The following is a 25,263-nucleotide window of genomic DNA, read 5'->3' on the forward strand; positions in this document are numbered from 1 at the left end:
GGGCAGCGCATGAGTAAACCGGAGACTTCTCCTACTGGAGCGCAGCACCCTGCCACCATAAGGCACGCTGTGGTGGAATATATACGGACAATTCTGACGGTGGTGCTCGTCGTCGTTGTTGTGCGCACATTTCTGTTTGAATCCTTTGTGATCCCATCAGGGTCCATGATCCCGACCCTGCAGGTGGGGGATTACATCTGGGTTTCCAAATACAGCTACGGCTATTCCCGGTTTTCTCTACCATTTTCTCCCGATCTGTTTAGCGGGCGTGTATGGGGCGGGCAGCCGCATCGGGGAGATGTGGCCGTCTTCCGCTTCACCAAGGATACCTCGATCGACTACATCAAACGGGTGATCGGCCTGCCGGGGGACCGCATTCAGGTTATTGGTGGCCAGTTGTACCTCAATGGTACGCGTGTCCCCTGCGTGCAGCCGCACCCTTATGTGGCTGAAGACGAAACGCGTATGCCCATGGAGGGCGAGGCCTGCACGGAAGAATTGCCGCTGCGGGATGATAAGGCGGTTATTCGGCACGATATTCTCAAGCTGACCAATGATGGTCCGCAGAATGACACGCCGGAATACGTGGTGCCGCCGGGCTACTTCTTTGCCATGGGTGATAACCGCGATGATAGTGCGGATAGCCGCTTTATGGGGGATGGGCCCAAGGATCTGGGTTTTGTGCCCATGGAAAATCTGGTGGGTAAGGCGCAGCGCATTTTCTTCTCGGTGGAGGCCGCGCACCCCGTCTGGCAGGTCTGGTACTGGCCGACGGAAATTCGCTGGGCTCGCCTGCTGAAGGGCGTGATGTAATGAGTGAGGCTCACCATACGCCGCAGTATCAGGCATCCATGGCGTTGCAGGAGCGTCTGGGCTACCGCTTTGTTAAGCCAGCCCTGTTGCAGGAGGCCCTGACCCACCGCTCCGCCGCGCATCAGAAAGCAGGCGGCCGCCGGCGGAACAAGGCCAAAGGGGTTGGCTCTAACGAACGTTTGGAATTCATAGGGGATCGCGTTCTGGGCCTACTTATGGCGGAATTGCTGCTGGAGCGGTATCCGGGCGAGCAGGAAGGGGCGCTGGGGTCCCGGCTTGCGCATCTGGTTTCACGTGCAACTCTGGCTGATATTGCCGAGCAGTTGGGGCTGGCTGAAGCGCTGTCAGTTGCTGAGCATGAGGCCCGTGCAGGCGTGCAGACCGCTGCCAATGTGGTGGCTGACGGGCTTGAAGCCGTACTGGGTGCCGTGTTTTTGGATGGCGGGCTGGCTCCGGCACGGCGTATTGTCAGAACATGCTGGAAGCATGTGCTGGATGCGCAGGCCCTCCCGCCCAAAGACCCCAAAACAGCCTTGCAGGAATGGGTTTTGGGGCGCGGGCAGGGTTTGCCCTTTTATGAAACAATAGGGGCCGATGGCCCATCGCACGCGCCATTGTTTGTCGTGCGTGTGAGTGCTGGCGGCTATTCCGCAGAAGGGTGTGCGGGAAGCAAGCGGGCGGCGGAAAGTTCTGCTGCGGCAACCCTTCTGGAAAAACTTGGAGGCAGCCATCAGGGCTGAGGCAACAGGCATGACAGAAACAACACGTTGTGGCTTTGCTGCGCTGGTGGGTGCACCAAACGCGGGCAAATCAACACTTCTTAACCGTATGGCGGGTGCCAAACTCTCCATCGTCTCGCCCAAGGCGCAAACAACGCGTTTTAGGGTTCTGGGTATTCTCATGCGTGGGACCAGCCAGATTCTGCTGGTGGATACGCCGGGAATTTTCCGGCCTCGTCGTAAGCTGGATCGTGCCATGGTGGCCGCAGCATGGAACGGGTCCGATGATGCAGATATTACCCTGCTGCTGGTGGATGCCCGCACGGGTCTGACTGAAGCTGTGCAGGAAATTATTGCCCGTCTTGGGCAGACAGGGCGCAAAACATGGCTGGTGCTGAACAAGACTGATCTTGTTCCCGCTTCTGCTCTGTTGCCGCTGACTGCCGCTATTACGGAAAAACTGCCCGTTGAACATGTGTTCATGGTTAGTGCCCGCACAGGTGGTGGGGTGGACGACTTGTTGGACAAGCTGGCATCCAGCCTGCCGGAAGGGCCATACCTGTATCCTGAGGACGATCTGACCGATCTGCCAGACCGGCTTCTGGCGGCCGAACTGGTACGTGAGCAGATTTTTATGCAGACGCATGAGGAAGTGCCCTATGGCACGACTGCCGAGACGGAGAGTTTTCAGGAACGTCCCGATGGCTCCGTCCGGATTGAAGTCACCATTTACGTTGGCCGCACAGGGCACAAAGCCATTCTCATCGGGAATGGGGGGCAGAAAATCAAGCAGATTGGTGAGCGGGCGCGCAAGCAGCTTTCCGGCCTGCTGGAACGCCCATGCCACCTCTTTTTGAACGTCAAGGAACGTTCCGGCTGGGATGAGGAACGGGCCCGCCTGCGCGCAATTGGACTGGATGACGTGCCATAAAGCATGGCTAGGCGCTTGTGGCCGTGCGTCATGGAGGATAAGAGGGAGCGATCTTACACGCTGCGCGCTTGCGTGGCGGAGGTCTGTTTTTTTCGGACTTTTGCATGATTGAGGGCCTATGACTGCTTCTGTCGCTGAAACGCCAAGTCGTAAACGTGTATTGCTCAAGGTGTCAGGCGAAGCCCTGATGGGCGACGGCGCCTTTGGAGTAGAGCAGAAGACGGTCGAGCGGATTGCCAAGGATGTTGCCGAAGTCGTTCGGAACGGCACGGAAGTGTGCCTTGTTGTGGGCGGCGGCAATATTTTCCGTGGGGTGGCTGCTGCTGCCAAGGGGATGGACCGTGCGCAGGGCGACTATGCCGGTATGCTGGCAACTGTCATTAATGCGCTGCTGCTCCAGAATGCGCTTGAGCGTGAGCAGATTACAACACGCGTTATGTCCGCCATCCACATGTCTTCCGTTGCGGAACCCTATATTCGGCGTCGGGCGGTAAGACACATGGAAAAAGGGCGGGTGGTCATTTTTGCCGCCGGTACCGGCAACCCCTTCTTTACGACCGATACCGCAGCCGCCCTGCGCGCGGCGGAAATGGAATGCGATATCCTACTCAAGGGTACGCAGGTTGATGGCGTGTATTCGGCTGATCCCAAGCAGGACCCCTCAGCAACCCGTTATGATGAGCTGACATACATGACGGTCCTTGCCAACCAGTTGAACGTCATGGACGCTGCGGCCATCAGCCTTGCGCGGGAAAACAAGCTGCCGATCATCGTATTCAATATTGGTGAGGAAGGCTCCTTTGGTCGCGTTATGCGCGGCGAAGGCGCATTTACGCGGATTATTGAAGCTGCCTGACACCATAGAAAACTGCTGCCGGTTAAGGTGGCGCGCGGAATGAACTAGACTGGGGTGCAACATACTGCCTCCGAGACAAAACGGGAGAAACCGCCGTGTCTGACTTGAATGCCCTGCTTGATGACCTCAAGCGCCGTATGGATGGTGCGCTGGAAAGCCTGCGTCGTGACTTTTCCGGTCTGCGCTCCGGGCGTGCCAGCCCGGCTCTGCTCGAACCTGTGCGTGTGGAAGCCTATGGGGGCGAAGTGCCGCTGACGCAGGTTGCCTCCATTGCGGTGCCAGAAGCCCGTATGATTACCGTGCAGGTTTGGGACCGTGCTCTGGCAGGTGCGGTGGAACGTGCCATTCGTGACGCCGGGCTGGGCCTGAACCCGGCCGGCGAGGGGCAGACCATCCGCGTGCCAATTCCGCAGTTGACCGAAGAACGCCGTAATGAACTGGCAAAAGCCGCTGCGCGTTATGCGGAAGGTGCCAAAATTGCCGTGCGCGGTGTTCGGCGTGATGGCATGGACAAAACCAAGGGTTTTGAAAAGAAAGGCGAAATCAGTCAGGATGACGTGAAGACATGGTCTGACGCCATTCAGAAAGTGACTGATCAGTATGTCAAAAAAGTTGATGACATGCTTGCCGAAAAAGAGAAGGAAATCAAGCAGGTCTAAGGGTGCGCCGTGGCGCGTCCGGTCTTGTCCCGCTGAACTGAAACGGTGGATTTTTCCCTGCTATGTCTTCCCTGCTAGCCGACAAAAAAGCGGCGGTACCTTCGCATGTCGCCATTATTATGGACGGCAATGGACGCTGGGCGAGTGAGCGGGGGCTCCCGCGTCTGGCTGGGCACCGCGCTGGGGCAGATGCTGTTGCGCGGTGCATAAAAGCCGCTATCCAGCGGGGCGTTTCCTACCTGACGCTCTATGCGTTTTCATCCGAAAACTGGATGCGTGGCCCCAAGGAGGTCTCAGACCTGACCGGTCTGCTGCGCTATTACCTGCGGCATAAGGTCAAGGAACTGCACGCAGAAGGGGTGCGCCTTCGGTTTATTGGCGATCTGGGGCGGTTTGATACGTCCTTGAGGGATGAACTGGCTCGGGCGGAAGCGCTGACGCGCAATAACGGGCGGTTGGTTCTGCTGCTTGCCCTGTCCTATGGTGGGCGGGGAGACATTATGCAGGCCGTGCGGCGTGTTGCGCAGGAAGTGCGTGATGGCTGGCTGACACCGGACCAGATTAGTGAAGAACTGTTTACCAACCACCTATGGACTGCGGGTGTGCCTGATCCGGATGTGGTGGTGCGTACAAGTGGCGAATACCGGCTTTCCAACTTTCTGCTCTGGCAGAGCGCCTACGCCGAGCTTGTTTTTCTCGATGTCTTCTGGCCGGATTTTAACGAAGGACATTTTGCAACAGTGCTGGACCAGTACGCCCGCCGTGAGCGGCGCTTTGGCGCTAGGCCATCGGCATCAGCATGACGGCTGCCAAACAACCTTCCGCATGGCGTGACCTGCGACCGCGTGTTCTGTCTGCCATTGTGATGGTGGTTGTGGCCGGGGCCTGCATTGGGGGCGGCGGTATTGCCTATACGCTGATGGTGCTGCTGGCTATGGGAGGCATGGCGACCGAGGCGTCGCAGCTTTTTAGGCAACCTGTTCGTAGCTGGCGTGGCGGGCTTTATGTGCTGTGGGCTGTTTGCGCGGGTCTTTCTGCTGCCTATGGGCATTGGAGCTACTTTGTTCTGTTCTGCATCAGCGCGTGTGTGTTTGGTGCGCCGCTCTGTGCGGTTATGTGCGTCATCATTATGGCCGGAACAGCGTTGTTGTGGCTCAGGCAGGTCAGTTTCTGGCCTGTTCTGTTTGTGGTTGCCGTGGTGGTGGCCAGCGATACATCGGCTTACATGGCGGGGCGTCTGATTGGTGGCCCCAAGTTGGCTCCGCGCATCTCGCCCGGCAAAACGCGCTCTGGTGCCGCAGGTGGTTTTGTAGGGGCCGTGCTTATGGGGGGCGGTATAGCCCTGCTGTCCGGGCTGGGGGGGGCTGGTACGGCACTCGTGTGGGGTGGCGTGCTGGGAGTCTCTGCCCAGATTGGAGATCTGGCGGAAAGCGCCATGAAGCGGGCTTTGGGCGTCAAGGATTCAGGCACATTGCTGCCGGGGCATGGCGGTCTGCTGGACCGGTTTGATGGTCTGGTCATTGCTGCTCCCGTTGCGGCTGCTGTTTCTCAGGTTGTGCCTGCTGCGCCGTTCTGGACTGCAGGTCTGCATGACCTTGTTCGTGTTATTGTTGCTGGGGTGCCGGGCTAGTCCAGCTGTTGCCGTCCGGCCAACTGGTCGGGGTGTTTCTTATTTTTCGGGTGTGGAAGAAAAGCATGAGAACCGTAACCGTTCTGGGTACTACAGGCAGCATTGGCTGCTCCACTGTGGATCTGCTTGAGCAGGCGCGTGACCAGTTTCGGGTGCGGGCGCTTGTGGGTGGTAAAAACGCGACCAAATTGGCCGAGCAGGCCCGTAGCCTGAAAGCCGAACTGGCCGTTCTGGCGGATGAGAGTGCCTACGCTGAGCTCAAGGAGCTTCTGGCTGGTAGCGGCGTGGAAATTGCCTGTGGCCGCAATGCGGTCATAGAGGCGGCGGCTCTGCCTGCGGACTGGACAATGGCCGCCATTACAGGGGCTGCCGGGCTGGAGCCTACTCTGGCCGCAGTTAAAAATGGCAACAGCATTGCCTTGGCCAACAAGGAAGCGCTGGTCTGCGCGGGCGATGTTATGCTGCGTGCGGTGCAGGATGCGGGGGCAACGCTTCTGCCTGTCGATTCTGAACATAATGCAGTCTTCCAGTCCATGGCGGACCGGCAGGCTGATCAGGTTGAAAAAATTATTCTTACGGCATCTGGTGGTCCTTTCCGCAATGCCTCGCTTGATGTCATGCGTGCTGCCACGCCAGCACAGGCGCTCAAGCACCCGACATGGAGCATGGGGGCCAAGATCAGCATCGATTCCGCCACCATGTTCAACAAGGGGCTGGAGGTTATTGAGGCTGCCCGTATTTTTGGCCTGACCGAAGACCGGATTGATGTGCTGGTTCACCCCCAGTCCGTGGTGCATGGCATGGTGCAGTACACGGATGGGAGCCTGATTGCGCAGATGGGGTCGGCCGATATGCGTATTCCTATCGCGCACACGCTGGCATGGCCCAAGCGTATGGCAACCACTTCCAGCCGTCTTGACCTAGCGGCATTTGGCACACTGGAGTTTATTGCTCCAGACGAGGTGCGTTTTCCGGCGTTGCGTCTGGCGCGTCAGGCCCTGCGGCAGGGCAAGGCTGTACCGGCCATTCTGTCTGCAGCCAATGAAATTGCAGTTGAGGCTTTTCTGAAAGAACAGATAGGCTTCCTGGATATTGCGCGCGTAGTGGAAGATACCATGGGCGAACTGGGCGCCCCCCCGGCTGATACGCTGGATGCCGTGCTGCATTGGGATGCCGAGGCCCGACGGGTCGCAACCAACCAGATTTCTGCCGTGGTTGCTTGAGAAGACCGCCACTAGTCCCGATATCGGAGGAATGATGATACACGATTATCTGCGCACCCTGATTTCCTTCGTCTTTGTGCTGGGCGTTTTGGTAACTTTTCACGAGCTCGGGCATTACCTTGCAGCCCGCTGGCGCGGTGTGCATGTGGAGGTTTTCTCGCTCGGCTTCGGTCCCGCCCTGTTTAAGTGGCGGGATAAAAGCGGGACGGAATGGCGTGTCTGCCCGATTCCCCTAGGTGGCTACGTGCGGCCTCATGGGTTTGATGACCCGGAGGACGCAACGGAAGAGCAGAAGGCCGCGTGGATTCCGGGGCGGACATTCCACGATAAATCCGTCTGGTCCCGGGCTATTGTCATTCTGGCCGGGCCTGTCTTCAATTTTATTTTGGCCTTTGTCCTGTTCGTGCTGCTGTTTGCGACCGCAGGCCAGCCGCATGTGCGCAATGAGGTCGCTTCCGTTATGCCCGGTAGTGCCGCACAGGGGGCGGCGTTGCAGAAGGGGGATGTTATCCTCCGTATCGGCACGCATGACGTTGCTGGGGTGGAGGACGCACAGGCCGCGGTGTCTCAGGCTCCGGGGCAAAAAACGACACTGGTGGTGCAGCGTAGCGGCCAGCGGGTGGAACTGCCCATTACCATTGGCTCCACGCAGGATTCGCACGGCGGGGCAGCGCATGGTCTGCTCGGCGTGGTGTTTGCGGTTGAAGAGGGTAAGCCCCTGCCTTTATCGCAGGCTGTGGTGGCTGGGGGTAAGGCAACGTGGAGAACCACCGTGCAGACGCTGGATGGGGTCTGGCAGATCTTCAGTGGTCAGCATACAGCGCGGGATCTGGGTGGTCCGCTCAAGATTGCACAGCTGTCCGGGCAGGTTGCACAATACGGCTTTGCCAGCCTGCTTTCCTTCATGGCATTGCTGTCCGTTAACCTCGGTCTTATCAATCTCTTTCCCGTTCCACTTCTTGATGGTGGACGTCTTGTTTTTTATGCCATAGAGGCAATAAGAGGACGCCCGGTTTCCAAGCGGGTGCAAGAGGTTAGTTTTCAGACCGGGTTTGCTTTACTGGCAGGTCTGTTTTTGTTTTCGACGTTCAACGACCTGTCCAGCTTCGGGTTGTTCAGGTGGATTGCATCGCTTGCTGGATGATAGTGAACTGGACGGGAAGGGAAGGCTTGCGTGACAAGGGTAAATTCGGATACGTCCCTTGCGGGCGAGACAAGAACGGAGGGTGGGCTTCCGTGCTGAACCGACCCGGATGGAGGGAGGCAGATCTTGACGGGTAAACGTTCGGCCCTGTTCGTTTCTGTCTGCATGTTGCCTTTTTTCATGATCGAGGGACGGGGGGCTATGGCCGCCCAGAACCCGGACACGCAGGCACCAGCAGCTGTTGTTGCATCGCCCGAGGGCGATTCCGAGAATGCCGGACAGCAGCCGGAGAATCTGCCCTCACAGCCAGCCGCTGTGGGTGTGATTGATGACATCCGTGTCTCAGGCAATACCCGTATCGAAACCAATACGGTCCTCTCCTATATGGTTGTCCGTGTTGGTGATCCGTTTACGCAGGATGACCTCGATCGTTCCCTGAAGACCCTGTACGCGACCGGGTTGTTCAAGGATGTGACGCTGCGGCGCGAGGGCAATACGCTGCTCGTGAAGCTGAAGGAAAATCCGATCGTCAATCGGATTGTCTTTGAAGGGAATCACGCAGCCAAGGATGAAGACCTGCGTAAGGTTCTCTCCCTACGCCCACGTGCAGTGTTCTCGGCGGAAACAACGGCGGATGACCGGCAGCGCATTCTGGAAGTCTATGCCCAGAAATCCCGTTTTGCAGCGGTCGTCACTCCCCAGATCGTGCGTCTGGCGCATAACCGTGTGGACGTGATCTTCCAGATTAACGAGGGGCCGAATACCAAGATCCGCAAGATCGCGTTTGTTGGGAACAAGGCTTACAGCGAAGCCGAACTGGCTGGCGTTGTCTCCTCCAAGGAAACAGCCTGGTACCACTTCTTGGGGTCATCCGACGAATACAACCCCGAACGGGTGAAGTATGATGGCGAACTGCTCCGTCGTTTTTACCTGCACAACGGGTATGTGGATTTCCAGATCAAGGACGTAAAGGGTGAACTCTCGCCCGATCGGAAGTCCTTTTACATCACCATCACAATGGATGAAGGCATCCGTTATCGCTTGGGTAAGGTCGATATCCGCTCAAGCCTGCGGCATGTTCCCGCTAAGTCCTTGCGTAAGTATGTCGAGCTGTTCCCCCACCAGTGGTACGATGGCAAGGCCGTGCAGGACAATGCGACCGACATGGAGGAACTGCTCCAGTCGGAAGGGCATCCGTTTGCCGTGGTGCGCCCAACCATTGCCCGTAATCCGGAAAAACGGATTGTTAATCTGCTCTTCGACGTAAGCGAAGGCCCGAGGCGTTATATTGAGCGGATTGATATTAACGGGAACACCATTACGCAGGATAACGTTATTCGTCGGCAGTTGCCTTTTGCCGAGGGTGACCCCTACACGACCAGCTACAAGAAGTACGCCAAGGAAGGCGTTCAGGATCTGGGCTACTTCAAAACGGTCAACGTAACAGATGCGCCCGGCTCATCGCCTGACCGTACGAACGTGTCCGTCAATGTTGTGGAAAAACCAACAGGCGAATTCTCACTTGGCGGCGGGTATTCAACGGACGTTGGTATTATTGGTAACGTCGGGCTCAAGCAGCACAACCTGCTGGGTACAGGGGTGGATGCTGGCTTCTCGGGTACGGTTTCGTACTATCAGAAGCAGGCTGATCTTTCTGTAACAGACCCGGTCTTCCTAGGTCGCAATCTGGTTGTTGGGGCGGATATTTTCTTCATCGAAAATAACTACCAGACGTACCAGAACTACTCGGAAGGTCGTTACGGGATCACCCTGCGTATGGGGTATTCGTATAACCGTTATCTTTCCCAGTCGTGGAACTACAGCCTGATCCGCCGTTGGGTTGGGGATATGTGGAGCGAGTCCTCGCCCTATGTTCAGGACCAGAAGGGTAAGTCGCTTCTGTCCCAGATCAGTACAACGGTTATGTATGACAGGCGTGATAACCGTATGCAGCCGCATAGTGGTTATTTCGTATCGGTCGGCGGTGACTTTGCCGGTATCGGCGGGGATGAAAACTACGTTCGTGGCAAGATCAACGGTGGGTACTACATCCCGCTGGATGACCTGACCAACAGCCATAGCTGGACATTGGCCTTCCGTGGTGGTGCTGGTTATCTGGCTGACTGGGGAAGCAACGGCCGTCACGATATCATCGATAACTTCTATCTTGGTGGTAACAACCTGCGCGGCTTCCTTGATGGTGGTGCTGGTCCGCGAAGTGTTGGGAACTATACCCACCAGTCCGAAGATCTTATCGGTGGTCGGTTTATGTACAATGCTTCGGCCCAGTTGAACTTCCCGATCCCGTTCCTGACGGATATGGGTGTGGGTGGTCGTGCATTTGTGGATATGGGGACCGTGGCGGGGCTGCGCGTCAAACGCCTGTACACAAACCCAGCGACCGCAGGTGCGAATTACACGGCAATTTCGGGTGATATGCTGAGCCCGCGTGTAAGTGCCGGTGCAGGCTTTTCCTGGAAAAGTCCGTTTGGTCTGCTGAATATTGACCTTGGTGTGCCGATCAGACGCAGTTATAATGACCGCACACAGCTCCTTCGCTTCGGCTTCGGCCAGCAATTCTGAGGTAATGATGCGTTTCAGTTCAAAAGCCGCCCTGTTAGGGGCTGTTTGCCTTTCTTTTTCTGCAGCTCTCATTCCTGCCGCTCAGGCAGAAGGCGGTAACGGCTGGTTCGTTCCCAAAAGTCAGCCTGCAGCACAGGCTCCGCATCCTGCTGCGCATAACGCAGCACCGGCTCCCGTAGCTCTGCCCGCACCTGCTGCGGATAGTCAGGAAGCAGCCGATCAGGCTCCGCCGGTTCTGCCACTGCCTCCTATTCCCAATGCTCCTGAAATTGCGAAGGAAGCTCCCCCGCCTGCAACCACCATTGGCGTGATCAGCGTCTCCGGGGTTATGCGTCAGAGTTCCGCTGCCATGCAGGTGGAGCGTGTTCTGGGTGGTCGTCGTGATGCGCTTGCGCAGGATCTGCAGCGCGAACAGGCTGGCTGGCGTGATGAGCAGCAGACTTTGCAGGCTCAGGCCAAGTCCCTGACCTCCGACCAGATTCAGACCCGTGAGCGTAGCCTGCAGGCAAAGGTTATGAAGGCGCAGCGGGATTTCCGTAACCGTAACCGCATTATTCAGGAAGCCGCTCAGGTTTCTCTGGGGCAGATCGAGCGTGAGCTTGTGCAGGTTATCCAGAAAGTGGCGTCTGCTCACGGTATGAACCTTGTGCTGCATAGCGAGCAGGTCGCCTTGCATGTGGATGGGCAGGATATTACCAACGAAGTGGCCGTGAACCTGAACAAGGTTCTGCCCAGCGTCTTTATCCCTGAAGCAAATGTAGACCCTGAAGAGCTGGCAAAGTCCGGCAAGATGCCGACAACGGCTGACGCCGACCAGCAGATGGCTGCTTCCGGGCCTACTCCTGTTGTGCCTTCGGCTCCTGCCGGGAAAAAATAAGAATGGGGGATTGCAGGGCTTCTTCTGGCCCGGCTGATCCGCGTTTTTTACGCGTGTCGGACCATTTGATGCGGCAGCACTGGCTGAGGTTGCTGGTGCTGACCTGCGCCCACCCCGTGAGGGGGCGCTTCCGCAGGGTGGTTATGTTGGCATAGCCCCGTTACAGGTGGCTGGCGCGCGGGATGTCAGTTTTCTGGATAATCGCCGGTATGCCCATCTGCTGGAACATACTGGTGCCGGGTTGGTTATTGTTGCGCCAGCCTTTGCGGATAAAGTGCCAGCGCAGAGTGCAGCCCTTGTTACGGCAACACCCTACTTGGCATGGTCTCGTATTGCGCGGCTGTTTCACCCCCGTTCTGTCAGCAAGGGTGGCATCCATCCGTCTGCGGTGGTAGATCCATCCGCTGTTATTCATCCCACGGTGGAAGTGGGGCCATTTGTTGTTATTGGCGCAGCAGTGGAAGTGGGGGCTGGTAGCATTATTGGTTCCCACTCTGTGCTGGGAGACGGCGTGCAGATCGGTGCGGACTGCCGTATTGGTGCTACGGTCACACTTTCTCACACTCTGGTGGGGGATCGCGTTACCATTTTGCCAGGGGCGCGCATTGGGCAGGATGGCTTTGGGTTTGCGGTCGGGCCGGACGGATTTGAGACTGTCCCCCAGCTTGGCCGTGTGATTATTGAGCACGATGTGGAGATTGGCGCCAACAGCACCATTGACCGCGGTTCGGTTAATGACACGGTTATAGGTGCCGGTTCCCGGCTCGATAATCTGGTGCAGATCGGGCATAATGCCCGGTTGGGGCGTTGCTGTATTGTGGTGTCGCAGGCTGGTATTTCTGGCTCAACGGTGCTGGAAGACTATGTAACCGTTGCGGCGCAGGCCGGGCTTATTGGCCATATCCGTATTGGGGCCAAGGCGCGCATTGGTGCGCAGTGTGGCGTTATGTCGGATGTTGAGAGCGGCGCAGATGTCATAGGCAGCCCAGCCATGCCATTTCGGGAGTTTTTCCGGAATGTGGCGGTGTTGCGCAAGTTGGCAAAAAAGGCGTCTGGATCAGCCAAAGGCGATTCAGACAAAGTGTGAACTTATCCCGGATCAATATCCGGTACAGAGGGTGGTTTAGGGGACGTGGAGACAAAACAAGAATCCCGGCAGGACGGCCAGACAATCGCACGTATTGATGTCAACCGTATCATGCAGGCGATTCCTCACAGGTATCCTTTCCTTCTGATCGACAGGATGGAAGATATTGTCCTGGGGGAAGAAGCGACAGGTATCAAGAATGTCTCGGTCAACGAACCGTTTTTTCCGGGGCATTTCCCGGGGCGGCCCGTTATGCCCGGAGTGCTCATTGTGGAGGCCATGGCCCAGACAGCAGCTACGCTTGTTGTCCTGACGCTGGGTGAAGCATTTGAGGGCAAGCTTGTCTATTTCATGACGATTGAAGGCGCTAAATTCCGCCGTCCGGTAGAGCCGGGCGACCAGTTGCGCATTCATGTAGTCAAGGAACGGCACCGTTCAAATGTCTGGAAGTTCCGTGGTGAAGCACGGGTCGATGGTGTTGTGGTGGCGGAAGCGACCTTTAGCGCCATGATCATGGGCTGATTTTTTTGCGCTTGGTGTGCCGATAGGGGCAATATATGTTTCAGTTCTGCCAGTTTTTACTGGCAGAAGCCGTGAAGCAGGGGCCCACACTCTGTGTTGCAGGCAAGCGGAAGATGAGGAACTGAAGTGGTGCACGCTGTAGAGGAAGCCAGGCAGACGCTTGTTCATCCAACGGCTCTGGTTGCCCCGGGGGCAAAGCTTGGGCAAGGCGTGGTGGTTGGTCCATGGTGCTCTGTTGGACCCAACGCAGTTCTTGATGACGGGGTGGAACTGATCTCCCACGTTGTTGTGGATGGTCATACCCATCTGGGCGCGCATTCGCGCTATTTTCCGTTCTGCACGGTCGGTATGGCCCCACAGGATCTGAAATACAAAGGCGAGCCAACCCGCTGCGAAGTGGGTGCTCGTACTGTTGTGCGTGAGCATGTGACCATTCACAGAGGGACTGCCACGGGGTCTGGCATAACACGTGTTGGGCAGGATGTGCTCATCATGGCTAACGCTCATGTTGCGCATGACTGCGTGCTGGGTGACAGAGTGATTATTGTCAACAACGTGGTCATGGGTGGCCACGTGACCATTGGCAATGATGCGCGCGTTATGGGGTCAGCCGCTATCCATCAATTTGTCAGAATTGGTCATGCCGCTCTTGTGGGCGGGGTAGCCGGGGTTGAGGCGGACATTATTCCTTATGGAAGTGTGCTGGGTAACCGGGCCAAGCTGATTGGCCTGCACTGGATATGGTTGCGGCGCAATGGTGTTCAGTCGGCTGAAATTCATCGGATGCGGAAGGCGTTTTTCACCCTTTATCCCAAAGTATCTGGCGATGTGTCTTTTCAGACCCGGTTGGATCAGGTGCGTCAGGAATTTAGTGGTGATGTGCGCGTAAAGGAAATTCTGAATTTTATTGATGCCCCAAGTCACCGTGGTCTGGTTCGGCCAGCCCGTGGCGGTGCCGCAGATCAGGCGGAAACCGAGGGCGCGTGACCACAGAGCCAACAACAGTTGGCATTCTGGCAGGAGGCGGCCCGTTGCCTGCCAAGGTCGCGGAAGCGGCTAGAGCAGCAGGGCATTCCGTTTTTATTATCGGGTTTGAGGGGTTCGCAGAACCCGATGTTCTAGCCCCATGGCTGCACGAATGTGTGCGGCTTGGTGCGGCAGGGCGGATGCTGAGCCTTTTGCGAGCGCACGGTTGTTCTGACCTAGTGCTGATCGGCCCAATCCGCCGCCCATCCCTGCGTAGCTTATGCCCGGATGCCGAAGGGGCCCGTATTCTGGCTCGCTTAGGCAAAGCCCTGTTTGCAGGGGATGATGGGCTGCTGGCGGCACTTGTGCGTATTCTGGGAGAAGAAGGTTTTCGTGTGCGAGGAGCGCATGAATTTCTGTCTCACTCCGTGGCCCGTCCCGGCGTTTTGGGGCGGTATACGCCGGATGCGCAGGCATTGGCGGATATCCGGCATGGTGTGGCTGTTACGCAGGCGCTTGGCCGGTTAGATATAGGGCAGGGCTGCGTGGTGCAGAACGGCGTTGTGCTGGCTGTAGAGGCTATGGAGGGGACGGATGCCATGCTGGCGCGTTCAGGTCTCTGTCGTCAGCCGGGCGAGGGCGGTGTGTTGGTCAAGCTGCTTAAGCCGGGGCAGGAAAAAAGAGCTGACATGCCAACCATTGGTCCTGTCACACTGCGTAACGCCCATGCGGCGGGGCTGCGTGGAATAGCATTTGAAGCGGCTCATACCCTGCTGACGGATATGCAGGCCTGCCAGACCGAAGCCGATCGACTGGGGCTGTTTTTGATCGCTATAGATCCGGCGACCTATGTGCAGCCTGCATAAGCCAATTAGCCGTAGGCTTGTTTGAGATAAGGGGAATGTGCAGTGCCCAGTTTTTTACACACAATGGTCCGCGTTCGGAATCTGGAACAAAGTCTAGCTTTTTATAGCCTTCTTGGAATGCGGGAATTGCGCCGCAAGGATGTGCCGGACGGAAAATACACCCTTGTTTTTATAGGGTTTGCGGATAATGCTGCCGGGCAGGCCGAAATAGAACTGACCTATAACTGGGGGCAGGACGACGGATATGAGGTGGGAACGGGATTTGGGCATTTTGCCGTAGGCGTGCCCGATGTCGCCGCTGCAGTGGAGCGTATTCGGGCCGGAGGCGGCAAGGTCACGCGGGAAGCTGGTCCGGTTAAGTTTGGCACCACCGTTATTGCCTTTGTGGAGGACCCGGATGGCTACAAGGTGGAATTGATCGAACAGGCCTAAAAGCGGTCAGCCTGATGGGCGCTGTTTAAGGCGGGCTGTCAGGCGGTCCAGCGAATCATTAATGGTGCTAGCCGCTTTTTGAACGACCGGGTCCTGATTGAGGGAGAGTTGCTCTGCTGCAAGCATGGCCGGGGAGATAATTCCGCGAATATCGTGCCGCAGTTTGGGGTCTTGTTCCTGCATGGGTTGGGGCGGCGCGGAGGCGGTCTCTGGCGCAGGCTGTGTGAGTGTGGTCTGCCGTGTGGTTATCCATGCCGCACAGGCTGCGGCCAGGCCGACTAGCAGGGTCACCACGGGGCGAGATGCACCTGTACCCAGCCCAAGCAGGCACGCCAGAACAGGCAGGCAGATAACAGCCAGAATGGTACGAAGTTGGGGCGGGGAAGAAGTCATACTGCTGGTCACCATGCCGAAGATCGTGCGGGAATAGTTGTGCGACTCTGCTCTGCACATTGACGTTCTTCTATCTGAACTTTATAAGCCGCGACTTCAAGAGAGAGTGGCGCGTACGCGGCCACTGGCGAAGCATATTCAAACTGAAGGGAGTGCAGCCATGAAGCGCACTTATCAACCGTCCCGGCTGGTCCGCAAGCGTCGTCACGGGTTCCGCACCCGTTCGGCTACCGTTGGCGGCCGTCGTATCCTTGCAAACCGTCGCTCCAAGGGCCGCAAGCGCCTTTCCGCGTAAGCGTTGTCCGGCAGTCCGGTTTTGATGGACTGGTCTGAAGGTCAGGAGCAGCCAGCGGCAGGGACACACACGTCTTTGCGGCTTAAAAAGAGGAAGGAATTTCTCTTTATGGCTGCCAAGGGGCGTAAGGCTCCGGTGTCTGGTCTTGTCCTTCAGCTTTTCAGGCGGCCCGATTCGGATCCCGCTCGTGTTGGCTTCACGGTGACCAAAAAAGTCGGTAATGCCGTGGTGCGCAACCGGGTGCGCCGCAGGTTGCGTGAGGTCGTGCGTAGAGTGGAAGCCGATACACCGCTGAACGGCTTTGATCTGGTGCTGATAGGGCGAGGCGCAACGCGCGATCGTTCCTTTGATGCGCTGGTGGCTGATTTTCGGAAAGCGTTGAAGCTCTGTACGCGGGATTAGTGAATGTCCCGTCTTGCATTCCTGTCGTACCTGCGCTGGAACACGGTTGTGCCGTTCAAGACTGCAGTTTTGTGCGGTCGTTGAGTTTTCCATTTTTGTTATGTGCAGGGGGCCAGTAGGCCAGAGCTCATGGATTCAAAACGTCTCATACTGGCAACGCTGTTGTCAGCTCTGGTTCTTATCGGGTTTGATTACTTCTTTCCCCAGGCTCCGGCACATCAGCCTGCTCCGCAGGTCACGCAGAGTGTGTCCAGCCCGACCGCGTCCCAAGCCTCAGTAGGGAGTGCAGGTCAGGCAGCAGTTGTTCAACCCGCTGGTGCCGTAGCGGATGTGCCTGACGGGGCAGATACCCGCATAGCCATCAATGCTCCGGCCGTGCAGGGGAGCATTAACCTGCGTGGCGCCCGTTTGGATGATCTGGTGCTCAAGCAGTACCGCGAGACTGTAAAGCCCGACAGCCCGGATGTGCGTGTTCTCAGCCCCTTGGATTCTAAGCGCGCTGATTATGTGGATTTTGGCTGGCGCGCAGCAACATCTGATGTCCCTGTGGCGCTGCCCAATGCCCGCACACTCTGGAAGGCGTCTGGCACGCAGCTTGATGCCGAACATCCCGTTACCCTGAGCTGGGATAATGGGCAGGGTCTGACGTTTGAAGTCGCTCTTGCGGTGGACAAGGACTACATGTTCACCGTGACTCAGCGCGTGCACAACGCGACGGGGCAGAGCGTGGCCCTTTACCCATACTACCGTGTTAACCGCGGTTATACGCCGGAAGAAACCGGTGGTATGCTGGTGCATGAGGGGCCGATTTCCGTTATTGATGGTCGCCTGAATGAAGGGTCCTATAAATCGGTCCGTAATGATGGCGTGCCGCCCGAAAACGTGGCGTGGAGCCATCAGGGTACAGGCGGCTGGGCTGGTATTACCGACAAATACTGGCTGATGGCCATTGTGCCGGATCAGGCATCCAGCGTGGTTGGGACGTATGCTTGGCAGGCAGCGCAGAGCCAGTATCAGGTCGGGTTTACGGCAACGGCTCCCGTGCAGGTTGCTGCGGGACAGACTGTTTCCACCGAAGCACATGTGTTCGCCGGGGCCAAGGAAGTGCGGCTTCTGGAACAGTACGAACACGACCTGCATATTCCCATGTTCTGGAAGGCCGTCGACTTCGGGTGGCTTTCCTTCCTGACCCGTCCGGTATTTTTTGTGCTGGACTGGCTTAACAGCCATCTGGGTAGCTTTGGGCTGGCTCTGCTGACCTTTACGGTTATTGTGAAGGTCGCCTTCCTGCCGCTGACCATCAAGCAGATGCGCATGACTTGGAAGACCTCCCGCCTTAAGCCGCAGGTTGACCTGATCCGTGCGCGGCACAAGGATGACCCGGTGGTTATGCAGCAGCAGATTATGATGCTGTACCGTAAGGAGAATGTCAGTCTGTTTGGCGGCTTTCTGCCGCTGTTCATTCAGGCTCCGGTTTTCTGGTGCCTGTATAAGGATCTGTATGTCACGATTGAAATGCGACATGCTCCTTTTATCGGCTGGGTAAAAGATCTTTCCGCGCAGGACCCGACCAATATTTTCAATCTGTTCGGTCTTATTCCGTTTGATCCAGCACAGATTCTGCCGCTGCTGACATTGGGTGCATGGCCCATCCTGTATGGTGCAACCATGTTTGTCATGCAGAAGGTCAGTGCCAGCTCCACCAGCATGGACCCGGCGCAGCAGAAGGTCATGATGTTCATTCCGCTGCTGTTCACCTTCTTCATGGCGCGGCAGCCGGTGGGTCTGGTTATCTATTACTGCTGGAGCAACGTGCTGACTGCCATCCAGCAGATCATCATCATGGGTCGTCTCAAGGCAGCCGACGCCAAACCGCAACTGGTTGCCAAAAAATGATGCAGCAAGAGCCTTCTTTCCGTGAACTGAAGGACGAAGCAGATATTGCCGCCGCTCTGGAAGAAGGGCGGCGGCTTTTTGCCGGTTCATGTGACTTTGTTTTTGGTGCGCAGAAGCTGGGTCAGCTTCCACCGCAGACATTGCCCGAAATTGCGTTTGCCGGACGCTCCAATGTGGGGAAGTCCAGCCTGATTAATGCCCTAACAGGCCGCAAGACATTGGCCCGGGCCTCCTCCGAACCGGGGCGGACCAAGCAGCTCAACTTTTTTGACCTCGCACATCGTCTCATGCTGGTGGACATGCCGGGCTATGGTTTTGCCCGTGCTGCCAAATCCGTTAAGGAAGACTGGCAGGAGATGATGTTCGATTACCTGCGCGGTCGTCCCTGCCTGCATAGGGTTGTGCTGCTGCTGGACGCACGGGTGGAAATGAAGGTGCATGATCTGGACGTCATGAAGCTGCTGGACCGTGCGGCAGTCAGCTTTCAGGTCGTGCTGACCAAGTGTGATGATGTAAAACCCACCGCACTGGCCCGCAAACAGGCCGAAGTGGAGGCGGAAATTGCACGCCACGCGGCGGCTTTCCCCTATCTTTCTCTTACCAGCAGCCAGACCGGGCAGGGCATTGAGGCGCTGCGGGCGGAACTGGCAGAGTTTGCCCTGTCTTGATCAGGGATAATGGACAGACGACGGCAGGATTTTCAGAGCATGACTGAATCTAGACTTCCTTCTTCCGGCGCCAAGCATGATGCAGTGCATGAGGCCGCCGTGCTGGCAAATGCCCTGCCGTACCTTCGGCGTTATGCGGGGGACACCATTGTGGTCAAATATGGTGGCCACGCCATGGGGGATGTCGGTCTGGCCAAAACCTTCGGGCGGGATATTGCCCTGCTCAAGCAGGTTGGCATCAATCCCGTTGTGGTGCATGGCGGTGGCCCGCAGATTAACCAGATGCTCAAGCGGCTGGATATTCCTTCGCACTTCATTGACGGGTTGCGCGTTACAGACGCCAACGTCGTTGATGTGATTGAGATGGTGCTGGCTGGCTCCGTCAACAAGCAGGTTGCGGAACTCATCTGCGAAGCTGGCGCCCTTGCCGTGGGGATTTCGGGCAAGGATGGTAAGCTGATTACCGCCCGCAAATTGCGGCGCACCGTGCGGGACTTGGATAGCCAGATTGAGCGGGTGCTGGATCTGGGCTTTGTCGGGGAGCCGGTTAAGGTTGATCCCCGTGTTATCTATGCCCTGTCAGGCTCGGGTCTTATTCCGGTTATTGCCCCGGTTGGCCTTGGTGATGATGGCGAAACCTATAACATCAACGCGGATACCGCAGCTGGTGCGGTGGCGGGGGCTGTCCATGCAACCCGGCTGCTGATGCTGACGGACGTACCGGGCGTGCTGGATGCGCAAGGCAAGCTGATACCGGAACTGACGGCCGCACAGGCCCGGCAGGCCATTGAGGAAGGGGTTATTACCGGGGGGATGATCCCTAAGGTGGAAACCTGCATTCAGGCTGTGCAGGGCGGTGCAAGCGGTGCGGTCATTATTGACGGTCGTATGCCCCATGCCTGCCTGCTGGAACTGTTTACCGCGTCTGGTTCGGGCACGCTTATTCGCGCAGAATAAGCTCTGCGCAGAACAGGGGGCTGTAGTACAGCCCCCGCGTTGACAGGACAGGCCCCTGTCCGCATGGTCTTTTTCTCTTTTGTTGTCGGGTGGGCCTGCCGCCCGGCCTGTATTCCATTGTTTCTGATCGGTGTAGCATGACAGACGAAACCCTCCGCGCTCATATTGAAACCCTGTGGGAAGGCCGCGACCGCGTTTCTTCCGCAACGGTGGGCAAAGACCGTGAAGCTATTGAGACAGCGCTTGAAGCACTGGACTCTGGCCGCCTGCGCGTTGCCGCTCCGCAGGAAGACGGCTGGGTTGTGCATGAATGGCTGAAAAAAGCTGTTCTGCTGTCCTTCCGCCTGAATGACAGCGTTGTTCTGCCCGGTGGCGCAGCAGGTGCCCCGGCGTATGACAAGGTGCCTCTCAAGTTTTCGGGCTGGGATCAGGCGCGGTTCGACAAGGCGGGTTTCCGCGTTGTGCCGGGTGCGGTTGTGCGTCGCTCTGCCTTTATTGCTCCCGGTGCTGTGCTGATGCCGAGCTTTGTTAACGTTGGCGCACGCGTGGATAGCGGCACCATGGTGGACACATGGGCCACGGTTGGTAGCTGTGCGCAGATTGGCAAAAACTGCCATATCAGCGGTGGTGCAGGTATTGGTGGTGTGCTGGAACCGTTGCAGGCTGCTCCGGTCATTATCGAAGATAACTGCTTTATTGGTGCTCGTTCGGAAGTGGCCGAAGGCGTTATTGTGGAACGCGGCTCCGTGTTGTCCATGGGTGTGTTCCTTGGCGCTTCCACCAAAATTGTAGATCGGGCTACCGGCGAAATCTACATGGGCCGCGTTCCGGCCTATTCCGTGGTTGTGCCCGGCACCATGCCGTCTTCCAACCCGGTTGGCCCGGATGGTCGCCCCAACCCTGCACTGGCTTGCGCTGTTATCGTCAAGCGGGTGGACGAGCGTACCCGCTCCAAGACTTCCATTAACGAACTGCTGCGCGACTAAGCTGCCAGCACGTAAAGAACAGGACTGACGTATGACAACTGGTACAACTGGCCTTTTCCCCGCAGATCTGGCGCTGACAGATCCGGTGGCTGTTGCACAGTTGCTCATCCGTCAGCCTTCGGTTTCTCCCGATCCGGGGGAGTCCCAGCAGTTGCTGGGGGCCATGCTGGAACAGCTTGGTTTTGAGGTCACGCATCTCCCCTTTGGCGAAGGGGCGGAGCGTACCCCCAATTTTTTTGCCCGTCTTGGGACGGGTGGTCCCCACATCTGCTACGCAGGGCATACGGACGTGGTGCCTGCTGGCAACGCGGCTGATTGGACACATCCCCCTTTTGCTGCGGACATAGTGGATGGCGTGCTCTATGGCCGCGGTGCGTGCGACATGAAAGGCGGCATTGCCGCCTGTGTGGCTGCCATTGCCCGCCGTGTGCAGGCAGGAAAAGGCGAAGGGTCCATCAGCCTGTTGATTACGGGGGATGAGGAAGGCCCAGCAACCTACGGTACACAAAAGGTGCTGGAATGGATGGCCGTACATGGCCAGATTCCCGATTACTGTCTGGTGGGAGAACCAACCAACCCTCAAACTTTGGGGGAGATGGTCAAGGTTGGTCGCCGTGGGAGCCTGAATGCCCTTATTACGGTTGAGGGGACACAGGGGCATGTTGCCTACCCGCACCGGGCGGATAACCCCGTGCACCGTCTGCTGGCTGTGCTGGATGCGTTGCTGGCTACGCCGCTGGACCATGGGTCGGAATATTTCGAACCATCCAGCCTACAGGTTACCAGCTTGGATGTGGGGAATACGGCAACCAACCTTATTCCCGCACGAGCACAGGCCCGGTTGAACATCCGGTTCAACGACCTGCATACCGGCGCAGCCCTTAAAGGCTGGATACAGACGGTATGCCGTCTGTATGCGCCAAAATCCCGTGTGGATGTCAGTATTAGCGGTGAGTCCTTCTTTGCCCCGCCGGGTAAGGAAATGGCGGTGCTGCAACAGGCCATAAAAAGTGTTACGGGCCTTGATCCCAAGCTGGATACGGGGGGCGGCACTTCGGATGCACGCTTTATTGCCCGCTATTGCCCGGTGGCGGAGTTTGGTCTGGTCGGGGCGAGCATTCACAAAGTGGATGAACATGCAGCCGTTGCTGACATGGAAAAACTGACCCGAATTTATGAAGCCTTCTTAAAAGGGGTAGGGGTGTGATTCCAGATACAGGCAAGCTCAGCGCAACGCGTCGTATTCTTCGGGGCATGATGTTGCTCGCGGGTGGCAAGCGGGAAGGGCTGGCCTGTTTTGAGGGCACGCCAGATGCTTTTGGCGCTGCACTGGCACCGCAAATAGCCTGTATTCTGGTTGGCAGCCTGCAGATCTTCCTGTTGCCAGACAAGGTTATGTCGGCAACCAAGCTGCTGCTTTCCCTGTGCGTTATGTTTCTGCCTGCCGTTATTTCGCATTTTTATGCGCAGCGCTGGGGGCGTGGCGCGCTCTGGCTGCGGTATATTACAGCGGCAACCTGGTGTGGCTGGGTGGTGGTGCTGATCTCTCTGGCCTGTGCGCTTATTGCGGCAGTGATTACGCCGGATATTGCCCGGCAGCAGGTTTTTATTGGTGCTCTGGCACTTGTGGCAGCCATGTATGAGCTGTGGCTGCAATGGTTTGTTGCCAAGGTTGGGCTGGGTATTTCTGGCGGGCGGGCAGCTTTGTTGTATGTCTCCATCCTGCTGGCGTCCATCGGCCTGTATGCTTTGGCGGCAGTGTTGCCCCCGCATTACATGGTACTGAATGATCTGCTCCAGCCTATGGTAAGCGTGAAGGGGAGCTAAACGCTCCGTCATACTTGGCACGTGCCCTCTGTAACGCCCTGCAATTTGCGGGGCGTTTTTTTATGGGGTGCTTGGTGTGGAGGTGGGCATAAATGGGTCTGGCTCATAGCCTACACCGGTCAGGTATAGGCCATCAGGCGGGGCAGTGGGGCCCGCTGCGCTACGGTCACGGGCGGCAAGGGCGTTGGCCACCCGCTCTACTTCCCATGCTCCGGTACCAACTTTTGCGAGTGTACCCACCATGTTACGTACCTGATGGTGCAAAAAGGACCGCGCTTTGGCAAAGACCACAACCTCATCACCTTCACGCGTAATGTCGAGCTGGTCGAGCGTGCGGATGGGACTGTTGGCCTGACAGGCCACTGCGCGGAAAGACGTAAAGTCATGCAGGCCAAGCAGTAGGTTGGCAGCCTGCTGCATACGGTACTCATCTAGTGGGGATTTGATGTGCCAGACATGCCCCTCGGCCAGCGCAGGCCGTGTGCGCCGGTTAAGAATACGGTAGCGGTAAGAACGCCATGTGGCAGAAAACCGCGCGCTCCAGTCCAGACTAACCGGAGCCGCATCCAGCACAACTACAGCATGGGGTTTAAGGTGATAACTTAAACCCTCTCTTACGGAATAGCTGGAAAAACGGACATCCGCCGGGAAGTCCAGATGGGCAACCTGTGCCAGCGCGTGGACGCCTGAATCTGTGCGGCCTGCGGTAATGCTGGAGACGGGTCTACCACCTGCCAGATGAAAAGCGGCGTTTTCGAGCAATGCCTGAACAGACTGGCCCGAGGTCTGGCGTTGCCAGCCAACAAGTCCCCGCCCGTCATATTCCAGTTTAACAGCCCATCGCTGGATGGCGGGCTGGGTCATGGCGCACTGTGGGGAGCAGGTGTGCCCAGACGGGTGCCTGTAGGGAGGGGTTGCCCACGTAAAAACGCGTCTGCCTCCATCATGCCGCGCCCGGGGCGTTGCAGGCGGGTCAGTCGGACAAAGCCATTCCCACAAGCGACTGTAAGGTTTTCATCCACCACAGTACCCGGGGGCGGCGTCAAACCTGTAGAAGGAGGTGCAACTGGGGTGCCTGCTCCGACTTTAATGACCGTTCCATCCTCCAGTGTGGTGAATGTGCCGGGCCACGGGGTAAGGGCACGGATCTGGCGGTCAATCGTGGCGGCATCCTGCTGCCAGTCAATGCGTCCATCTTCACGGGTCAGACGTGGGGCGTATGTTACGCCGTCTTCCGGCTGTGGCTGCCGTGCCGGGCGGTGCGCTGCAAGGCGTGCCTGAGTATCCGCCGGGTCCTGTGTGGTGGAAGGAAAATCCTGTAGGACGCGCAGGACCATTGCGCCCCCCATGGCGCTCAGTGCGTCGTGCAAGGTCGTGGCTGTTGTCTGGGCGGTAATGGGGATTTCCTCACGCAGGAGCATGGGGCCGGTATCCAACCCGGCTTCCATCTGCATGATGGTCACGCCACTTTTGGCATCGCCTGCCAGAATGGAACTTTGGATGGGGGATGCCCCCCGCCAGCGGGGAAGCAGGCTGGCATGGATGTTCAGGCAGCCCAGCCGAGGGGCATCCAGCATAACCTGAGGCAGGATAAGGCCGTAAGCGGCCACAATGGCAGCATCGGCGTTTAGTGCGGCAAAGGCGGCCCATTCATCCGGGTTTTTGCGGAGCGAGAGCGGGTGGCGCACAGGCAGGCCCAACTCCTGCGCAGCCTGCTGCACAGGGGACGCACGGAGCGCCTTGCCCCGTCCGGCTGGGCGGGGCGGCTGTGAGTACACGGCAGCAATATCATGCCCGGCGGCATGGAGGGCCTTTAGGGCGGGTACGGCAAAGTCTGGCGTACCCATAAAAACAAGACGCATCGGGCGGGGGTTATCCACTTAGTTGCGCTTCAGGTCCTTGGCCAGACGGCGCAGGATCATGTTACGGCGCAGGGCAGAGAGGTGGTCCACGAACAGCACACCATCCAGATGGTCCAGTTCATGCTGCACACAGGTTGCCAGCAGGCCATCCATGTCGCGTTCCTGCTGCTCCCCGGTAATGCTCTGCCAGCGCACGCGCACTTTTTCTGGGCGTACAACTTCGGCATACTGGTTGGGCAGGGAAAGGCAGCCTTCTTCCCGCACGGCCATGTCATCCGTTTCAGCCAGAATTTCCGGGTTGATCAGGATAATGGGGTCGCGTGTTTCTTTTTCCCCCAGATCCACCAGAACAAAGCGCATGCTCAGGCCAACCTGCGGGGCGGCCAGCCCAATACCGGGTGCCTGATACATGGCGGCAAACATGCCGGGCAGAACCTTTTGGATTTCTGCCACGTCCTCAGGTTTGACCAGTCTTGCTTTCTGGCGCAGCACGGGGTGGGGCGGCGTCAGTATGGTAAGAGGGGCTGCATTGTCCGAGGCGGCGGAAAATGCAGCGTCTGTCAGGGCTGCGTTTGTCATACAGCCCGATTTAGCGTCCCACTGTGGCGGATGCCAGAAGAAAACGGCATTAAAAGCTTTTGTTGTGCAAAAAATCTGTCACTTTACCGC

Annotated in this window: 27 protein-coding genes and 1 pseudogene; 24 read left to right on the forward strand and 4 right to left on the reverse strand. The window is 57.7% G+C overall.

Annotated features, from left to right (window positions below):
* The first annotated feature begins 9 nt into the window (after positions 1 to 9).
* From lepB to gloA, 16 genes and pseudogenes are all read left to right on the forward strand, one after another.
* The gene (gene lepB / locus AGA_RS05290; RefSeq protein ID WP_059024665.1) at positions 10 to 813 is read left to right on the forward strand and encodes a signal peptidase I; all 804 of its coding nucleotides are present in this window, start codon (positions 10 to 12) and stop codon (positions 811 to 813) included.
* Positions 813 to 1,553 (forward strand): ribonuclease III, encoded by a 741-nt coding sequence (gene rnc, locus AGA_RS05295; protein ID WP_059023329.1) that lies wholly within the window; start codon positions 813 to 815, stop codon positions 1,551 to 1,553. The genes lepB and rnc overlap by 1 nt, the downstream gene beginning before the upstream one ends.
* A gap of 10 nt (positions 1,554 to 1,563) precedes the next feature.
* Positions 1,564 to 2,463, forward strand: a complete 900-nt coding sequence (era, locus tag AGA_RS05300) for a GTPase Era (protein ID WP_059023330.1) — start codon at positions 1,564 to 1,566, stop codon at positions 2,461 to 2,463.
* A gap of 118 nt (positions 2,464 to 2,581) precedes the next feature.
* Positions 2,582 to 3,319: a UMP kinase gene (pyrH, locus tag AGA_RS05305; RefSeq protein WP_059023331.1), complete on the forward strand. Its 738-nt coding sequence runs from the start codon at positions 2,582 to 2,584 to the stop codon at positions 3,317 to 3,319.
* 137 nt (positions 3,320 to 3,456) lie between these two features.
* Entirely contained in the window at positions 3,457 to 3,978 is a 522-nt protein-coding gene (gene frr, locus AGA_RS05310; protein ID WP_059024666.1) for a ribosome recycling factor, read from the forward strand.
* Positions 3,979 to 4,040: 62 nt separating this feature from the next.
* Positions 4,041 to 4,781 carry a polyprenyl diphosphate synthase gene (gene uppS, locus AGA_RS05315; RefSeq protein WP_059023332.1) on the forward strand — a complete coding sequence of 247 codons (741 nt, stop codon included), beginning with the start codon at positions 4,041 to 4,043 and terminating at the stop codon, positions 4,779 to 4,781.
* Positions 4,778 to 5,608, forward strand: coding sequence for a phosphatidate cytidylyltransferase (locus AGA_RS05320; protein WP_083503554.1), 831 nt, complete (start codon positions 4,778 to 4,780; stop codon positions 5,606 to 5,608). The genes uppS and AGA_RS05320 overlap by 4 nt, the downstream gene beginning before the upstream one ends.
* 65 nt (positions 5,609 to 5,673) lie before the next feature.
* The gene (gene dxr, locus AGA_RS05325; RefSeq protein WP_059023333.1) at positions 5,674 to 6,831 is read left to right on the forward strand and encodes a 1-deoxy-D-xylulose-5-phosphate reductoisomerase; all 1,158 of its coding nucleotides are present in this window, start codon (positions 5,674 to 5,676) and stop codon (positions 6,829 to 6,831) included.
* A 31-nt stretch (positions 6,832 to 6,862) separates the two neighbouring features.
* A complete protein-coding gene (gene rseP, locus AGA_RS05330) occupies positions 6,863 to 7,975 on the forward strand; it encodes an RIP metalloprotease RseP (RefSeq protein WP_083503555.1) in 1,113 nt (370 codons plus the stop codon).
* 165 nt (positions 7,976 to 8,140) lie between these two features.
* Positions 8,141 to 10,558: an outer membrane protein assembly factor BamA gene (bamA, locus tag AGA_RS05335; RefSeq protein ID WP_373319913.1), complete on the forward strand. Its 2,418-nt coding sequence runs from the start codon at positions 8,141 to 8,143 to the stop codon at positions 10,556 to 10,558.
* A 4-nt stretch (positions 10,559 to 10,562) separates the two neighbouring features.
* Positions 10,563 to 11,435, forward strand: a complete 873-nt coding sequence (locus tag AGA_RS05340; protein WP_059024669.1) for an OmpH family outer membrane protein — start codon at positions 10,563 to 10,565, stop codon at positions 11,433 to 11,435.
* A 2-nt stretch (positions 11,436 to 11,437) separates the two neighbouring features.
* A pseudogene (gene lpxD, locus AGA_RS05345) lies at positions 11,438 to 12,522 on the forward strand (UDP-3-O-(3-hydroxymyristoyl)glucosamine N-acyltransferase).
* 93 nt (positions 12,523 to 12,615) lie between these two features.
* Positions 12,616 to 13,044, forward strand: a complete 429-nt coding sequence (gene fabZ / locus AGA_RS05350; RefSeq protein WP_306416230.1) for a 3-hydroxyacyl-ACP dehydratase FabZ — start codon at positions 12,616 to 12,618, stop codon at positions 13,042 to 13,044.
* A gap of 129 nt (positions 13,045 to 13,173) precedes the next feature.
* Positions 13,174 to 14,031 carry an acyl-ACP--UDP-N-acetylglucosamine O-acyltransferase gene (gene lpxA, locus AGA_RS05355; RefSeq protein WP_059024671.1) on the forward strand — a complete coding sequence of 286 codons (858 nt, stop codon included), beginning with the start codon at positions 13,174 to 13,176 and terminating at the stop codon, positions 14,029 to 14,031.
* Complete coding sequence (locus tag AGA_RS05360) at positions 14,028 to 14,876, forward strand: LpxI family protein (protein WP_059023335.1); 849 nt, start codon at positions 14,028 to 14,030, stop codon at positions 14,874 to 14,876. The genes lpxA and AGA_RS05360 overlap by 4 nt, the downstream gene beginning before the upstream one ends.
* A 42-nt stretch (positions 14,877 to 14,918) precedes the next feature.
* The gene (gene gloA, locus AGA_RS05365) at positions 14,919 to 15,308 is read left to right on the forward strand and encodes a lactoylglutathione lyase (RefSeq protein WP_059023336.1); all 390 of its coding nucleotides are present in this window, start codon (positions 14,919 to 14,921) and stop codon (positions 15,306 to 15,308) included.
* A gap of 6 nt (positions 15,309 to 15,314) precedes the next feature.
* Here the strand turns inward: gloA and AGA_RS05370 are convergent, their stop codons facing one another.
* On the reverse strand, positions 15,315 to 15,701 hold the full coding sequence (locus tag AGA_RS05370) for a hypothetical protein (RefSeq protein WP_157065308.1): 387 nt from the start codon (positions 15,699 to 15,701) through the stop codon (positions 15,315 to 15,317).
* Positions 15,702 to 15,861: 160 nt separating this feature from the next.
* Here AGA_RS05370 and rpmH point away from each other — a divergent pair, with 160 nt between their 5' ends.
* From rpmH to AGA_RS05405, 8 genes are all read left to right on the forward strand, one after another.
* A complete protein-coding gene (gene rpmH, locus AGA_RS13430; RefSeq protein WP_081774758.1) occupies positions 15,862 to 15,996 on the forward strand; it encodes a 50S ribosomal protein L34 in 135 nt (44 codons plus the stop codon).
* 24 nt (positions 15,997 to 16,020) lie between these two features.
* A complete protein-coding gene (rnpA, locus tag AGA_RS05375; RefSeq protein WP_059023338.1) occupies positions 16,021 to 16,398 on the forward strand; it encodes a ribonuclease P protein component in 378 nt (125 codons plus the stop codon).
* A 129-nt stretch (positions 16,399 to 16,527) separates the two neighbouring features.
* Positions 16,528 to 18,294, forward strand: coding sequence for a membrane protein insertase YidC (yidC, locus tag AGA_RS05380; RefSeq protein WP_059023339.1), 1,767 nt, complete (start codon positions 16,528 to 16,530; stop codon positions 18,292 to 18,294).
* A complete protein-coding gene (gene yihA / locus AGA_RS05385; RefSeq protein WP_059024672.1) occupies positions 18,294 to 18,962 on the forward strand; it encodes a ribosome biogenesis GTP-binding protein YihA/YsxC in 669 nt (222 codons plus the stop codon). Before yidC ends, yihA begins: the two co-directional genes overlap by 1 nt.
* Positions 18,963 to 19,001: 39 nt before the next feature.
* On the forward strand, positions 19,002 to 19,919 hold the full coding sequence (gene argB / locus AGA_RS05390; protein ID WP_059023340.1) for an acetylglutamate kinase: 918 nt from the start codon (positions 19,002 to 19,004) through the stop codon (positions 19,917 to 19,919).
* A gap of 137 nt (positions 19,920 to 20,056) precedes the next feature.
* The gene (gene dapD, locus AGA_RS05395; protein WP_059024673.1) at positions 20,057 to 20,905 is read left to right on the forward strand and encodes a 2,3,4,5-tetrahydropyridine-2,6-dicarboxylate N-succinyltransferase; all 849 of its coding nucleotides are present in this window, start codon (positions 20,057 to 20,059) and stop codon (positions 20,903 to 20,905) included.
* Positions 20,906 to 20,936: 31 nt separating this feature from the next.
* On the forward strand, positions 20,937 to 22,112 hold the full coding sequence (dapE, locus tag AGA_RS05400) for a succinyl-diaminopimelate desuccinylase (RefSeq protein ID WP_059023341.1): 1,176 nt from the start codon (positions 20,937 to 20,939) through the stop codon (positions 22,110 to 22,112).
* Entirely contained in the window at positions 22,109 to 22,732 is a 624-nt protein-coding gene (locus AGA_RS05405; protein WP_059023342.1) for a hypothetical protein, read from the forward strand. The genes dapE and AGA_RS05405 overlap by 4 nt, the downstream gene beginning before the upstream one ends.
* A gap of 60 nt (positions 22,733 to 22,792) precedes the next feature.
* Here the strand turns inward: AGA_RS05405 and truA are convergent, their stop codons facing one another.
* Genes truA through def form a run of 3 tightly spaced genes read right to left on the reverse strand, consistent with a single transcriptional unit; the run spans position 22,793 to position 25,173 of the window.
* On the reverse strand, positions 22,793 to 23,596 hold the full coding sequence (gene truA / locus AGA_RS05410; protein WP_059023343.1) for a tRNA pseudouridine(38-40) synthase TruA: 804 nt from the start codon (positions 23,594 to 23,596) through the stop codon (positions 22,793 to 22,795).
* The gene (gene fmt / locus AGA_RS05415; protein ID WP_059023344.1) at positions 23,593 to 24,594 is read right to left on the reverse strand and encodes a methionyl-tRNA formyltransferase; all 1,002 of its coding nucleotides are present in this window, start codon (positions 24,592 to 24,594) and stop codon (positions 23,593 to 23,595) included. Before fmt ends, truA begins: the two co-directional genes overlap by 4 nt.
* An 18-nt stretch (positions 24,595 to 24,612) precedes the next feature.
* The gene (gene def / locus AGA_RS05420) at positions 24,613 to 25,173 is read right to left on the reverse strand and encodes a peptide deformylase (protein ID WP_059023346.1); all 561 of its coding nucleotides are present in this window, start codon (positions 25,171 to 25,173) and stop codon (positions 24,613 to 24,615) included.
* Positions 25,174 to 25,263 lie beyond the last annotated feature (90 nt).

This window comes from Acetobacter ghanensis, assembly GCF_001499675.1.
Taxonomy (GTDB): Bacteria; Pseudomonadota; Alphaproteobacteria; order Acetobacterales; family Acetobacteraceae; genus Acetobacter; species Acetobacter ghanensis.

Coding starts and splice junctions, on each gene's coding strand:
- pyrH (WP_059023331.1), top strand. CDS start 2,582: ATGACTGCTTCTGTCGCTGAAACGCCAAGTCGTAAACGTGTATTGCTC.
- rnpA (WP_059023338.1), top strand. CDS start 16,021: ATGGACTGGTCTGAAGGTCAGGAGCAGCCAGCGGCAGGGACACACACG.
- truA (WP_059023343.1), bottom strand. CDS start 23,596: ATGACCCAGCCCGCCATCCAGCGATGGGCTGTTAAACTGGAATATGAC.
- AGA_RS05340 (WP_059024669.1), top strand. CDS start 10,563: ATGATGCGTTTCAGTTCAAAAGCCGCCCTGTTAGGGGCTGTTTGCCTT.
- rseP (WP_083503555.1), top strand. CDS start 6,863: ATGATGATACACGATTATCTGCGCACCCTGATTTCCTTCGTCTTTGTG.
- yihA (WP_059024672.1), top strand. CDS start 18,294: ATGCAGCAAGAGCCTTCTTTCCGTGAACTGAAGGACGAAGCAGATATT.
- bamA (WP_373319913.1), top strand. CDS start 8,141: ATGTTGCCTTTTTTCATGATCGAGGGACGGGGGGCTATGGCCGCCCAG.
- dapD (WP_059024673.1), top strand. CDS start 20,057: ATGACAGACGAAACCCTCCGCGCTCATATTGAAACCCTGTGGGAAGGC.
- dapE (WP_059023341.1), top strand. CDS start 20,937: ATGACAACTGGTACAACTGGCCTTTTCCCCGCAGATCTGGCGCTGACA.
- rnc (WP_059023329.1), top strand. CDS start 813: ATGAGTGAGGCTCACCATACGCCGCAGTATCAGGCATCCATGGCGTTG.
- lepB (WP_059024665.1), top strand. CDS start 10: ATGAGTAAACCGGAGACTTCTCCTACTGGAGCGCAGCACCCTGCCACC.
- def (WP_059023346.1), bottom strand. CDS start 25,173: ATGACAAACGCAGCCCTGACAGACGCTGCATTTTCCGCCGCCTCGGAC.
- AGA_RS05370 (WP_157065308.1), bottom strand. CDS start 15,701: ATGACTTCTTCCCCGCCCCAACTTCGTACCATTCTGGCTGTTATCTGC.
- yidC (WP_059023339.1), top strand. CDS start 16,528: ATGGATTCAAAACGTCTCATACTGGCAACGCTGTTGTCAGCTCTGGTT.
- dxr (WP_059023333.1), top strand. CDS start 5,674: ATGAGAACCGTAACCGTTCTGGGTACTACAGGCAGCATTGGCTGCTCC.
- AGA_RS05320 (WP_083503554.1), top strand. CDS start 4,778: ATGACGGCTGCCAAACAACCTTCCGCATGGCGTGACCTGCGACCGCGT.
- fmt (WP_059023344.1), bottom strand. CDS start 24,594: ATGCGTCTTGTTTTTATGGGTACGCCAGACTTTGCCGTACCCGCCCTA.
- uppS (WP_059023332.1), top strand. CDS start 4,041: ATGTCTTCCCTGCTAGCCGACAAAAAAGCGGCGGTACCTTCGCATGTC.
- era (WP_059023330.1), top strand. CDS start 1,564: ATGACAGAAACAACACGTTGTGGCTTTGCTGCGCTGGTGGGTGCACCA.
- rpmH (WP_081774758.1), top strand. CDS start 15,862: ATGAAGCGCACTTATCAACCGTCCCGGCTGGTCCGCAAGCGTCGTCAC.
- frr (WP_059024666.1), top strand. CDS start 3,457: ATGGATGGTGCGCTGGAAAGCCTGCGTCGTGACTTTTCCGGTCTGCGC.
- argB (WP_059023340.1), top strand. CDS start 19,002: ATGACTGAATCTAGACTTCCTTCTTCCGGCGCCAAGCATGATGCAGTG.